Genomic DNA, 12,229 nt, shown 5'->3' with positions numbered 1-12,229 from the left:
AGGGAGTCCGGCAGCGGATCCGGCAGGGAGTCCGGCGGGTTCCGGCCGCCCGGCGGGTTCCGGGCGCCGCGGACGCCGCGTGGGCGCCACCGCGTCCCGCGACCACATCCTCGACGCCGCCCGGAGGCTTTTCGCCGAACACGGCTTTGACGGGACCAGCCTGCGCCAGGTGGCCCGCGCCGCGGGAGTGGATCCGGCCATGATCCACCATTTCTTCAACGGCAAGGACGAACTCTTTGCCCTCAGCGTGGAACTGCCTGCCGACCCGGAGCAGGTCCTTGCGGGCATGGCGGAATCGGACCCTGACCAGCGGGCCGAGTTGATGGTCCGCACGGTCCTCCGGCTCTGGGAAAGCCCCGCCCAGGCCGGCCTCCTGGCCTTCCTGCGCGGAACCATCGGGTCCACGGCCAGGACGTCGCAGCTTCGGGAGGCGGTGGCACGCCGGGTGATCACCAGGATCACGGCTTCGGTTCCCGGGCCGCCGCAGGAAGTGGCGCTGCGCGGAAGCCTCGTGGCAAGCCAGATCGTGGGTTTGATGATGGTCCGTTACGTGGTGCGGCTGGAACCGCTCGCGTCAGCACCCGCGGATGATGTGGTGCGGCTGGTGGCACCCACGGTGCAGCGCTACCTCACCGGCCCTATTTGACCAGGGCAGCAGCCGAGTCGAGGAGCGCACCGGCCCGTTGGACGGCGTCGTCCTCGCTCGCGCCCCCGGAGGCGACGGAAGTGAGCACCACGCCCTGCTGCACCGCCTGCGCCGTGACCGTGGACTGCGTACGGCCGTCCGGCAAGGTGGCGTCCGTACGGTATGCGAAGACGCCGGGAACAGAGCCCACGCCCTGCAGGGCCTTCACGGTGACCGAGACCTCCATGCCCGAGGCCGTCATGGTCATGGAGGAGCACTTGGCCAGCTGGTCCGCGGAGCTGGCCACCTTGCCCAGCAGGCTCTGGTCCAGGCCGGCGATCAGCGATAGCGCGGTCGCCGCGCCGGTGCCGGCGTCGGTGCTCATGCCGATGGCCATGGTGGCGCCATCGACGTTCGGCACGGCGCTGGCAGCTGCGAGTTCCTTGCACTCCGCGGGCTTGACGTCGATCGACGCGAGCATAGTCTTGGTCTGGTCCAGCGTCTTGGTGATATCAACGGCGGGCAGGACTGTCAGCCTGCGGTCCGCCGAGTCCCTGACCTGCCCCACGATGGCAGCAAGCTGTTCGGACGTATAGGCCTTGGCGGTAGGCGTGGGCGTTGCCGTGGGAGTTGGGGCGGCTGTGGTCTGTGACGCCGCTGGCGCTGCGGTCGGGGAATCCGCGGCCTGCGGGGTGGCCGGTCCCCCGCACCCGGATACCGCCATGGCCAGGAGGGCAGAAGCCCCGAATGTTCCCAGCACGGTCTTCTTCATTTTTCCCCCAATTTTCAGTTCTCCTCCGGCGGACGCCGCTAGAAAAGAACTGTAGCGAACGTACCCACCTGCCGGAAGCCGACACGTTCGTACGTGGACCGGGCCTTGGTGTTGAAGCCGTTGACGTACAGGCTGGTCACGGGCGCGATCTTCTGCGCTCTTTCCACCACGGCGGACATGTAGCCGGAGCTCAGCCCCTGGCCGCGGTACCGGGGATTCATCCACACACCCTGGACCTGGGTGACGTCCGCGGTGACGGCCCCCAGTTCGGCCTTGAAAACCACTTCATGTGCCTCGTTCAGGTGGACCAGGGAGTGGCCCTGCCGGATGAGGCCTTCCACCCGGCGGCTGTAGAACTCCCGGCCGCCCAAGTATGGCGAGTATCCTACTTCTTCCTCAAACATGGCGGCGCAGGCCGGAAGGATACGGTCAAAGTCGGCCAGGTTGCCCTGGGCCAAACCCGGGTGGGGCTGGACCCGTGGCCGCTCCGCGATGACCATCAGCGGCTGGTCCGCCCGCACTTCGTGGGCACGGTGGCCCAGTTGGGCGAGTTCCGCATGAAGGGCCAGCACTGCCTCCGCAGGCCCAAAGGCGGACGCATACCGGCGCCCGGAGCTGTTCGCGGCCCCGGCTACCAGCGGCGCAAGGGCGGGGTCAAGCTGGACCGGCACCAGGTTTGCCCCGGCCCAGCAGGCACCGGAAAGGACGCCGTTGTCGAACACGCCCAGAACGCCGGCGCCTCCGGCAGTGGGTGCTGCGGTGCCCGTGGCGCGCAAATGCGCCAGGATGAACACGTTGGTAACGGGATCCTGCTGCGCCAGACTGGTCAGCGCCGCGGTGTCCTGGCCGTCAAGCGTTCGGACGGAAATACCCGCAGGGTCGGGATCGTCCCTACGAGACGCTAACCACGGGGCTACCCTTGACAGCATCTTCGCCATCGGCCTCCCCCATCTCTTCCGCGATACGCATGGCCTCTTCGATCAGTGTCTCAACAATCTGGCTCTCAGGGACAGTCTTGATGACCTCGCCCTTCACAAAGATCTGGCCCTTGCCGTTTCCGGACGCAACGCCGAGGTCCGCTTCGCGGGCCTCGCCCGGACCGTTCACGACGCAGCCCATGACAGCGACGCGCAGCGGGATCTCCATCCCTTCCAGCCCGGCGGTGACCTGCTCGGCCAAAGTGTAGACGTCCACCTGGGCCCGTCCGCAGGAGGGGCAGGAGACGATTTCCAGCTTGCGGGGACGAAGGTTGAGGGACTGGAGGATCTGGTTGCCCACCTTGATTTCCTCCACCGGCGGGGCGGACAGGGACACCCGGATGGTGTCACCGATCCCCCGGGACAGCAGGGCCCCGAACGCGGTGGCGGACTTGATGGTCCCCTGGAACGCGGGGCCGGCCTCCGTGACGCCGAGGTGCAGCGGCCAGTCGCCCTTTTCGGCGAGCATTTCGTAGGCGGCCACCATGATCACGGGGTCGTTGTGCTTGACCGAGATCTTGAAGTCGTGGAAGCCGTGTTCCTCGAAAAGGGACGCTTCCCAGACAGCGGACTCGACGAGCGCTTCGGGGGTGGCCTTGCCGTACTTCTTGAGGATGCCCGGTTCCAGGGAGCCTGCATTGACGCCGATCCGGATCGAGGTGCCGTGGTCCTTCGCGGCGGCCGCGATTTCCTTGACCTGGTCATCGAACTTCCGGATGTTCCCGGGGTTCACGCGCACTGCCGCGCAACCGGCCTCGATGGCGGCGAAGACATACTTGGGCTGGAAGTGGATGTCTGCGATCACCGGGATCTGGGACTTGCGGGCGATGATGGGCAGCGCCTCGGCATCGTCTGCGGACGGGCACGCGACGCGCACGATGTCGCAGCCGGACGCCGTCAGCTCAGCAATCTGCTGGAGGGTGGCGTTGATGTCCGTGGTGGGCGTGGTGGTCATGGACTGCACGCTGATGGGGAAATCAGATCCCACGCCTACCGAGCCGACTTTGATCTGGCGCGTCTTGCGGCGGGGTGCCAGGACGGGCGGCGGTGCTGACGGCATTCCCAGGCTGACCGAGGTCACGTGGACTCCTTGGGTTGAAAGGGTAGGGATGCGGTTACGCGGCGAGCCCGGCAAGCATGCCGGTGACCGGTGACCATTCAGTGATGCGGGTCCCGGCAATGACGCCGGCCGCGGCAAACGGGTCCTGCTTAAGGATCGAGTTCAGGGCAGCTTCGTCTGTTGCCGTGAAGATCAGGAGGGCACCGGCCCCGTCGCCGTAGGGTCCGCTGGCCACGATGACCCCGTCCTGCGCCAGGCCGCCTGTCCATTCGCGGTGCGCGGGCCGGACCTCGTTGCGGGTTTCGGTGGAGTTGGCGGCGTAAACGTACTCAACGGCAAAAACTGTCATACGGCTACCCTATCGCCATGCCTGCCTTCGTACCCATCCGGGCTGTCCCGGTTCGAGGACGCGGTGGACGTTTACTGCAGGAAAAGGACTTTGGCGGCGGCTGCGGTTCCTGCCGCCCAGAGCATGGAGGTGAGGGTTCCGATGATGAAGCGCTCCGCGGCCACAGGGGTCTCCTTGAGTTCAGCGAACCTGCCGAGGCCCTTGATCGCGACGATGTAGGCGATGGCGACCGGCTGGCCGGCCAGGATGGCAAGGCATACGCCGAGCCGTTCCAGCACGCCGATGATGGCGCCGCCGCGCAGGATGCGCTGGCCCGGAGCCGACGCTGCTGCGTCCGTTCCGTTCGACGCCGCCGGCCCGGGTTGCGCCGTCAGCTCGCCGTCCACCGTGACGTCGGCAGACGGGTCCTGGGCAGCGGAGCCGGCGTCCGTTGCCGTCGTGGCGGCATCGGCTTTGTCGTCAATGGTCCTGGCGAGCTTGAACACCAAGGCCGTCACCGGCCATCCCACGAAACCTGCCACCGCCAAGGCCACGGCCACCCACACTGCGGTCACTTGACTCCTCCATCGCCGGCTCCGGTTTCCTGTACGGCCGGGACCACCTGTGCTTGGGCGAGATCAAGCAGCAGCGATGCGGCCGGCCGTGCTGCCCATTCTTCCTGCCATCCGGAGCGAAGCACGGTACGGCTCACGGACTGCTCCGATATTCCAAGTTCCCTGGCCACCTGCTTTTGGCTGCCGTGCCGGGCCGGACCAGGCCGGCCGGCTCCGGGCGCGCCGGCGTCCAAGTGCCGCAGCGCGTCAACCACCCGCCACTGGGCTTCCGTCCGCTCTTGGACCAGGCGGCCCAGCAGCCGGAGCACCGCTTCGGCTTTGGCGCATGTCCGCTCCCCTTCCCCGGCCGGGGTATTCCCGCCCGCCTCCCCCGCCATGATGCCGGCCACCACTGACACCGGCACTTGGGAAGCGGCGGCCTTGGCGCGCTCAACGGCCTTCCGGGCAGCCACGAACGCGGTTCCGGTGCCTTCCCGCGGGCTGGCACCCGCCGGCAGCGTCACGGTTCCGACGCCGATGCCGACGTACCAGTGCCCTTCGCGGAGCGCGTACAGGGCGATGTCCACGACGGCATCAGCGTCCCGCACCACCCCTTGGACTTCGTCGCCGACCGACCGCTCGAAAGCCGGCCTGCCGGCCCCGGCAGGTTCGAGGCGCGCGATCTGCTCAATGAAACCCGGGACCCGGTCCAGGTCACCCGTGCTGCCACGCTGGTCGATCGTCATTACGAACATAGATCAACCATAGGCGGGTGATTCATAACAATCAATCAAATCTGACTGATTTAGCAAAGTCAGCCTAAATCGGCTGATGTCAGAACAGATTGACGGGCTTGACGATGTCCGCGTAGATCAACAGGGCGCTCATGCCCATCAACAAAGCCGCCACGACGTAGGTCACGGGCAGCAGTTTCGCGATGTCGAACGCTCCCGGGTCCGGCCGGCCGCGCAGCCTGGCCACGGCGCGGCGCGCTCCTTCGTACAGGGCTCCGGCCACATGGCCGCCGTCAAGGGGCAGCAGCGGGATGAGGTTGAATACGGCCAGTGCGAAGTTCAGGCCGGCCATCAGGCCCACGAGGGTGGCGAGCCGGGACTGGAGCGGGACAGCTTCCATGGCGGCAACCTCGCCGGCCACCCGGCCCACGCCCACCACGCTGATGGGGCCGTTGGGGTCCCGGGGTTCCTCGCTGAAAGCGGCCTTGGCTACGCCCACCACACGGGCGGGCAGGTTGAACACCACGCCGGCCACCTGCCGGATGTTCTCTCCGGCCATGGGCAGGACGGACGACGCCGGCTGGGACACGAGCGCCGTTTGCGCGCCGATGCCAAGGAAACCGACGTCCTGGTACTGGAGGTTGCCGGCAGCATCGGTGGCCTGCCGCCCGTCGGCGCCCATCACGGGCCGGGAAGACAGGACCGGCGTCACCGTGGTTGACACGGCAGCGCCGTCCCGCTGAACGGTGATGGCCACTTCCTTGCCGGCAGAGGCGCGGATCCACTCCGTCAGCTGGTCCCAGCTGGTGACGGCCTTGCCGTCGAAGGAGGTGATGGTGTCATTGGGTTTGAGTCCCGCCGCTGCCGCGGGGGTCAGCTGGCAGTCGGCAGAGTCGGGATCGACGGTCTGCCCTGCGGCCACTTGGCATTTGGAGACGTCGGAGATGGTGGTGGTGGCGGTGGCAATGCCAAATCCCATCAGGAGGACGGCCGTCAGCACCACCCCAAGGACCATGTTCATGGCCGGCCCGCCCAGCATCACGATCACTTTTTTCCAGACCGGCAGCCGGTAGAAGACGCGGTCGTGGTCGCCGGGTCCTACCTCTTCGTGGGCTAGTGACCGGGCTTCCGTAGCCAGCGTCTGGAACATCCCGGTACTGGAGGGCCGGACCGAGCCGTCCTCCTTGTTGGGCGGGTACATGCCGATCATCGAGACGTAGCCGCCCAGCGGAACGGCTTTCACGCCGTACTCGGTTTCACCCTTGCGGCGTGACCAGAGGGTGGGCCCGAAGCCGATCATGTACTTGGTGACGCGCACCTTGAAGAGCTTGGCCGGCACCAGGTGCCCCACCTCGTGGAGGGCGATGGACACGGCAATGCCGACGGCCACGAAGACGACGCCGAGGATGAAAAGTAGGACAGGGGTCATGGAGGTGCTGCTGCTTCCTAGAGACTGCTGACTGCTAAACGTTCGTGGGCGCGGGCGCGTGCCCAGCTTTCAGCATCCAGCACCGACTCCACTGTCAGCCCGGAGGAACCTGAGTGTTCGCTGAGCACCCCGTCCACGGTATCGACGATGTCGGTGAACCGGATCCGGCCCGCATGGAACGCCGTAACGGCCTCTTCGTTGGCCGCATTGAAAACAGCAGGGAAGGTGCTGCCTTGCTTGGCGGCGTCCTTGGCAAGGTCAACGGCCGGGAAGGCTGCAGCATCCAGGGGTTCAAAGGTCCAGGTGGCGGCCTGGGTCCAGTCGCAGGCGGGCGCGGCCATGGGTACCCGGGCCGGCCAGCCCAGGCCAAGGGCAATCGGAAGCCGCATGTCCGGCGGGGAGGCCTGGGCAATGGTGGAGCCGTCAACGAACTGGACCATGGAATGGACGACGGACTGCGGGTGCACCACCACATCGATCCGGTCGAGCGGGATATCGAACAGCAGGTGGGCTTCGATGACTTCCAGTCCCTTGTTGACCAGGGTGGCCGAATTGGTGGTGACCATGACCCCCATGTCCCAGGTGGGGTGCGCCAGCGCCTCGCGTGGCGTGACGGAATGCAGCTGCTCCCGGCTCCTGCCGCGGAAAGGCCCCCCCGAGGCGGTCAGGATGAGCCGGTCCACCTCGGCTGCCGTCCCTGCGCGCAGGCACTGGGCGATCGCCGAGTGTTCCGAGTCGACGGGCACAATCTGGCCTTCCTTGGCCGCAGCCTTGACCAGGCTGCCGCCAACGATCAGCGATTCCTTGTTGGCCAGGGCCAGGGTGGCCCCGGAGCGGAGTGCCGCAAGGGTGGGCGCCAGGCCAATGGAACCGGTGATGCCGTTGAGGACCACGTCCGCTTCCACCGCGGCGATCCGGGCCGAGGCGTCAGGTCCGGCCACGATTTCCGGGCGGTACCCGGGACGGCCGGCGGCGGCTGCTGCTTCCCGGATAAGGGATTCCAGCCGGCGGGGGTCACCGGCGGCGATGCCCACCACGGCGGCGCCGGTGTGGACCGCCTGGCGGGCCAGCAGTTCAAGGTTGCCGCCACCGGCACTGAGTGCCACCACCTCGAACAGGTGCGGGGCGCCGTCGACGACGTCGATCGCCTGGGTGCCGATGGAACCGGTGGATCCGAGGAGGACGATTCTGCGTGGCTGCATCCGTTAAGTATCCCGCACGCGGCCGGGCCTGCTGCGCCTTGACCGCCGGGCGGCCGGGCGTAACGTGGAAACCGTGGACTGGCTCACCTGGTTCGATGCGCCGGAGTATGAATTTGCCCGGCAGGTGCTGCAACGGGGCGTCGCAGCGTTGTATTTCGTTGCGTTCCTGTCCACGCTGAACCAGTTCCCGGCCTTGCTCGGAGAGCGCGGCCTCCTTCCGGTGCCGGACTTCCTGGCCGCGTTTTCCCGGTTGTCCCGGCCCACGCTGTTCCGTTGGCGGTATTCCGACCGGCTGCTGCGCGGTGTCTGCGCCGCAGGCCTGGCGGTCTCGGCGCTGCTCGTCGCCGGGCTCCCCCAGGCCGGACCGCCCTGGGTTCCATTGCTGGCGTTCCTTGCCCTGTGGCTTTTGTACATGTCCATCGTGAACGTGGGGCAGACCTTCTACGGGTTCGGCTGGGAGATGCTGCTGCTGGAGGCCGGTTTCACCGTGGCCTTCCTGGGATCGGACCAGACGGAACCGCCGCGGACCATCCTGATCCTGGTGGTGTGGCTGGTGTTCCGGCTGGAATTCGGGGCAGGCATGATCAAGATCCGCGGCGGCCGCGAGTGGCGGGACCTGACGGCCTTGTACTACCACCATGAAACCCAGCCCATGCCGGGCCCCCTCAGCAGGCAGGCACACCTGCTGCCGAAGCCGCTGCACCGGATCGAAGTGGTGGGCAACCACATCGCCCAGCTGGTGGTGCCGTTCCTGCTGTTCGCCCCGCAGCCGGTGGCGGGCGTGGCGGCGGCCGTCGTCGTGGCCACCCAGCTGTGGCTGGTGGCGAGCGGCAACTTTGCATGGCTGAACTGGATGGCGATCATCCTGGCGTTTGCCGCGGTCAGCGATCCCGTGGCCCACGCCGTGATCCCGGCCGTCCCGGCGGACTGGCACGCCAGCGCAGCACCGGCCACTCCCCTGTGGTGGCTGGCCATAACGCTGGCGGCGTCCCTCCTGCTGCTGGTCCTTAGCTACTGGCCTTTGCGGAACCTCTTCTCCCGCCGGCAGCTCATGAATGCCAGCTTCAACCGGTGGCAGCTGGTCAATGCCTACGGCGCCTTCGGCACGGTGACCAGGCAGCGCATCGAGATCGTGGTGGAAGGAACCTTGGACGGGAACCCCGGGGACGCGTCGGACTGGCGCGAGTACGGCTTCAAGGGCAAACCCGGCGATGTCAGCCGCATTCCCCGGCAGTGGGCTCCGTACCACCTGCGGCTGGACTGGCTGATGTGGTTCCTGCCGCTGCGGAGCGTGCACGAGGAATGGTTCTATGCCTTCCTGGGCAAACTGCTCGTGGCGGACCGGCAGGTGTTGCGGCTGCTCCGGCATGACCCGTTCGACGGCGCCGCGCCGCGCCTGGTGCGCGTGCGAAGTTTCCATTACCGCTTCGCCACCCGGAAGGAGCTCCGGGAGACCGGGAACCGCTGGGTGCGGACGCTGCTGTACGAGCCCATTCCGCCCACGTCCCTTCGCCGGCCGACGGGACGGAAGGGCAGCTAGGCGTCCCTGCCTGCACGGCGCAGGATGCCTTCGGCGTGCTTCAGGATTGGCCCGTCGATCATCTTTCCGTGGTGTTGGAAGACCCCGCTCCCGGCCGCCGCGGCAGCGTCCAGCAGTTCACGCGCCCCGGCCACCTCCTCCCCGGAGGGAGCGAAGGCTTTGCGGACCACGGCGGCCTGGCCGGGATGGATACACGCCTTGGAGCCGAACCCGGAGGCCACGGCGTCGGCGGTTTCGTCCGCCAGCCCGTCGAGGTCGGGGATGTTGGTGTACACGGCGTCGATGGCTTCCTTGCCCAAGGCCCTGGCGGCCAGCAGCACCGAGGAGCGGGCGTGCAGGGCGACCGCCCGGTAGCCGCCGTCGTCCTTCCTGCTGGAGGTGCCGCCCAACGTGGCCACGAGGTCCTCTGCTCCCCACATCAGGGCCACAACGTTGGGGGCAGCCGCAATGGCGGGGGCATTCAGCACGCCCAGGGCCGTTTCGCACAGCGCAATGACCTGGTAGCCTTCCAGCGCCTTGAGCTGTTCAGCCGATTCCGCCTTGGCGAGCATCACCGTGCGGTACGGCGTGTGCGCCAGGCAGTGCAGGTCCTTCGCGAAGTCGTCCGTGCCGACCGGGTTGACCCGGACGATGGTCCGGCTGGGGTCAAGTTCGGGATCGTCTCCTGCAGCGCCCGCCTGGGCCAGGATTGCCCCGCGCGCCCGCTGCTTGTCCGGTGGCGCCACGGCGTCCTCGAGGTCCAGGATCACGGCGTCCGCCCGCGCTGCGGCTTTCAGGTAGCGCTCGGGGCGGTCGGCGGGGCAAAAGAGCAGGGCCGGGCCCATCACAAATGTCATACGGGCATTCTCCCCTGTGCGTCGGGCTGGTCCTGGTGGGCGGCCCGGGTCCACATCAGGCAGCTTCTCGTGGCCCGTGCCACCACGGCTCCGTCCTGGTTGCGCCCGGTGTGCTCCATGGTGGCAATGCCCTGGCCCGGCCGGGAGGCCGAAAGCCGTTTGCCGGTGATCACGGTCTCTGTGTAGAGCGTGTCCCCGTGGTAGAGCGGGTGCGGAAAGGAGACATCGGTCAGCCCGAGCTGGGCGATGATGGTCCCCTGGGTCAACTGGGTGACGGACTGCCCCACCATGGTGGCGAGGGTGAACATCGAGTTCATCAGCCGCTGGCCAAAAGGCTGCCCCGCGCTCCAGGCAGCATCCAGGTGCAGCGCCTGCGTGTTCATGGTGAGGGTGGTGAAAAGGACGTTGTCCGTTTCCGTCACGGTGCGTCCAGGCCGGTGGGCATACAGCACGCCCTCCTCCAGCTCGTCGAAGTAGAGCCCGCGCTGCTCGATGACGCGCCGGCCGCCCCCTGGGGCCGCTGGGCCGGCCGGGAGCCTATCAGTGGGGTCGGTGCCGGTCATACGGTAAGTTCCTGGTCTTCTTCGTACAATTCCGCGCCGGTGGCGGCCACCACGTCTTCGACGGAAACGTTGGGGGCCAGCTCGCGCAGCACCAGCCGGGAGGGGCCGCCGTCCCGGACGACGTCGATCACGGCGAGGTCGGTGATGATCCGGTCCACGCAGCCTTTGCCGGTCAGCGGGAGCGAGCACTCCCTGACAATCTTGGGATTGCCGTTCCGGTCCACGTGCTCCATCATCACGATCACGCGCTTGGCGCCAAACACCAGGTCCATGGCGCCGCCCATTCCCTTGACCATCTTTCCCGGGACCATCCAATTGGCGAGGTCTCCGTTGGCGGCCACTTCCATCGCGCCCAGGACGGCCAGGTCCACGTGGCCGCCGCGGATCATCCCAAACGACGTTGCCGAGTCGAAGAACGCCGCACCCCGGTTGACCGTCACGGTTTCCTTGCCGGCATTGATCAGGTCCGGATCCACCGCGTCCTCTGCCGGGTAGGGGCCGACGCCCAGGATCCCGTTCTCCGAGTGCAGCACCACTTCCACCCCGGCCGGAATGTAGTTGGGTATCAGGGTGGGCATGCCGATGCCAAGGTTGACGTACTGGCCGTTGCGGAGTTCCCGGGCAACCCTGGCGGCCAGTTCGTTCCGCGTCCAGCCTTTGCTGCCTGCTGCGGCGGCGGCTCCGCCGGGCCCGGGCTGGTGCCCGCCGCCGCGCCGGTACTCCGGACGGACCGCTTCCGGGCGGGGCGCCTCGGGGCTGTTGGGATCCATGGTCATGCTCCTGCCTGCTGGTCACTGCCGGCGGGGTTCCCGCCCGCCGCGGCCGGGGCCTCCAAGGCCACCGTCCGCTTTTCGATGCGCTTTTCCCCGCCGGCCGCCAGGACCACCCGCTGGACAAAGATCCCGGGGGTGTGGATGTGTTCGGGGTCCAGTTCGCCGGGTTCGACGAGTTCCTCCACCTCGGCGATGGTGATGCGTCCGGCCATGGCGCAGAGCGGATTGAAGTTCATGGCCGTGGCATGGAAGACCAGGTTGCCGTGCCGGTCACCCTTCCAGGCGTGCACCAGCCCGTAGTCGGGGGTGAGGGATTCTTCCAAGACGTAGTCCACTCCCCCGAAGGAACGCACTTCCTTGGCCGCGGAGGCGATCGCGATGCCGCCGTCGGCGTCGTACTTCTGCGGCAGGCCGCCGTCGGACACCTGGGTCCCCACCCCCGCCTTGGTGTAGAACGCGGGGATGCCGGCGCCGCCGGCGCGCAGCTTCTCGGCCAGGGTGCCCTGCGGTGTCAACACCACCTCGAGCTCACCGGCAAGGTACTGGCGGGCGAACTCCTTGTTCTCCCCCACATAGGAGCTGATGGTGCGGCGGATGCGGCCGTCGCGGAGCAGGATGCCCAAGCCCCAGTCATCCACGCCGCAGTTATTGCTGACCGTTTCCAGGCCAGTAGTGCCGGCGCGGTGCAGGGCGTCGATCAGGGCCACCGGGATGCCGCACAGCCCGAAGCCGCCAACCGCCAGGGAAGCCCCGTCCGGGATATCCGCCACGGCGTCGTCGGCGCTGGCTACAACCTTGTCAATCATCAGTGATCCTTTCAGGCCGGCTGCGATCCG

Annotated in this window: 14 protein-coding genes; 2 read left to right on the top strand and 12 right to left on the bottom strand. The window is 67.7% G+C overall.

The window, feature by feature from the left end; translation table 11 throughout:
* Positions 1 to 79: 79 nt before the first annotated feature.
* Positions 80 to 646, top strand: coding sequence for a TetR/AcrR family transcriptional regulator (locus C563_RS0117990; protein WP_018763465.1), 567 nt, complete (start codon positions 80 to 82; stop codon positions 644 to 646).
* Here the strand turns inward: C563_RS0117990 and C563_RS0117985 are convergent.
* The 8 genes from C563_RS0117985 to dxr all read right to left on the bottom strand — a co-directional run bounded on the left by C563_RS0117985 (position 639) and on the right by dxr (position 7,681).
* On the bottom strand, positions 639 to 1,397 hold the full coding sequence (locus tag C563_RS0117985) for a hypothetical protein (protein WP_018763464.1): 759 nt from the start codon (positions 1,395 to 1,397) through the stop codon (positions 639 to 641). The two genes, C563_RS0117990 and C563_RS0117985, sit on opposite strands and share 8 nt — an antisense overlap.
* 38 nt (positions 1,398 to 1,435) lie before the next feature.
* Entirely contained in the window at positions 1,436 to 2,326 is an 891-nt protein-coding gene (locus tag C563_RS0117980; protein ID WP_026265065.1) for a GNAT family N-acetyltransferase, read from the bottom strand.
* Positions 2,289 to 3,455 carry a flavodoxin-dependent (E)-4-hydroxy-3-methylbut-2-enyl-diphosphate synthase gene (gene ispG / locus C563_RS0117975; RefSeq protein WP_018763462.1) on the bottom strand — a complete coding sequence of 389 codons (1,167 nt, stop codon included), beginning with the start codon at positions 3,453 to 3,455 and terminating at the stop codon, positions 2,289 to 2,291. The genes C563_RS0117980 and ispG overlap by 38 nt, the downstream gene beginning before the upstream one ends.
* A 34-nt stretch (positions 3,456 to 3,489) precedes the next feature.
* The gene (locus tag C563_RS0117970; RefSeq protein ID WP_018763461.1) at positions 3,490 to 3,783 is read right to left on the bottom strand and encodes a YciI family protein; all 294 of its coding nucleotides are present in this window, start codon (positions 3,781 to 3,783) and stop codon (positions 3,490 to 3,492) included.
* Between the two features lie 71 nt (positions 3,784 to 3,854).
* Complete coding sequence (locus C563_RS0117965; protein ID WP_018763460.1) at positions 3,855 to 4,337, bottom strand: hypothetical protein; 483 nt, start codon at positions 4,335 to 4,337, stop codon at positions 3,855 to 3,857.
* Positions 4,334 to 5,071, bottom strand: coding sequence for a hypothetical protein (locus C563_RS0117960; protein ID WP_026265062.1), 738 nt, complete (start codon positions 5,069 to 5,071; stop codon positions 4,334 to 4,336). Before C563_RS0117960 ends, C563_RS0117965 begins: the two co-directional genes overlap by 4 nt.
* Before the next feature lie 79 nt (positions 5,072 to 5,150).
* A complete protein-coding gene (locus tag C563_RS0117955) occupies positions 5,151 to 6,479 on the bottom strand; it encodes a M50 family metallopeptidase (RefSeq protein ID WP_018763458.1) in 1,329 nt (442 codons plus the stop codon).
* 17 nt (positions 6,480 to 6,496) lie between these two features.
* On the bottom strand, positions 6,497 to 7,681 hold the full coding sequence (dxr, locus tag C563_RS0117950; RefSeq protein ID WP_018763457.1) for a 1-deoxy-D-xylulose-5-phosphate reductoisomerase: 1,185 nt from the start codon (positions 7,679 to 7,681) through the stop codon (positions 6,497 to 6,499).
* A 73-nt stretch (positions 7,682 to 7,754) separates the two neighbouring features.
* Between dxr and C563_RS0117945 the strand changes: the two genes are divergently transcribed.
* The gene (locus C563_RS0117945) at positions 7,755 to 9,221 is read left to right on the top strand and encodes a lipase maturation factor family protein (RefSeq protein WP_018763456.1); all 1,467 of its coding nucleotides are present in this window, start codon (positions 7,755 to 7,757) and stop codon (positions 9,219 to 9,221) included.
* Here C563_RS0117945 and C563_RS0117940 read toward each other — a convergent pair.
* The 4 genes from C563_RS0117940 to C563_RS0117925 are packed head-to-tail and all read right to left on the bottom strand — an operon-like array spanning position 9,218 to position 12,199.
* Positions 9,218 to 10,057: an HpcH/HpaI aldolase/citrate lyase family protein gene (locus C563_RS0117940; RefSeq protein WP_018763455.1), complete on the bottom strand. Its 840-nt coding sequence runs from the start codon at positions 10,055 to 10,057 to the stop codon at positions 9,218 to 9,220. The two genes, C563_RS0117945 and C563_RS0117940, sit on opposite strands and share 4 nt — an antisense overlap.
* Positions 10,054 to 10,620: a MaoC family dehydratase gene (locus C563_RS21600; protein WP_018763454.1), complete on the bottom strand. Its 567-nt coding sequence runs from the start codon at positions 10,618 to 10,620 to the stop codon at positions 10,054 to 10,056. The genes C563_RS0117940 and C563_RS21600 overlap by 4 nt, the downstream gene beginning before the upstream one ends.
* Entirely contained in the window at positions 10,617 to 11,396 is a 780-nt protein-coding gene (locus C563_RS0117930) for a CoA transferase subunit B (RefSeq protein WP_018763453.1), read from the bottom strand. Before C563_RS0117930 ends, C563_RS21600 begins: the two co-directional genes overlap by 4 nt.
* On the bottom strand, positions 11,393 to 12,199 hold the full coding sequence (locus tag C563_RS0117925) for a CoA transferase subunit A (RefSeq protein ID WP_018763452.1): 807 nt from the start codon (positions 12,197 to 12,199) through the stop codon (positions 11,393 to 11,395). Before C563_RS0117925 ends, C563_RS0117930 begins: the two co-directional genes overlap by 4 nt.
* Between the last annotated feature and the right edge of the window lie 30 nt (positions 12,200 to 12,229).

Origin of the sequence: Arthrobacter sp. 135MFCol5.1 (assembly GCF_000374865.1) — a bacterium.
Lineage (GTDB): Bacteria > Actinomycetota > Actinomycetes > Actinomycetales > Micrococcaceae > Arthrobacter.
This window is presented reverse-complemented; position numbering and strand designations above follow the sequence as displayed.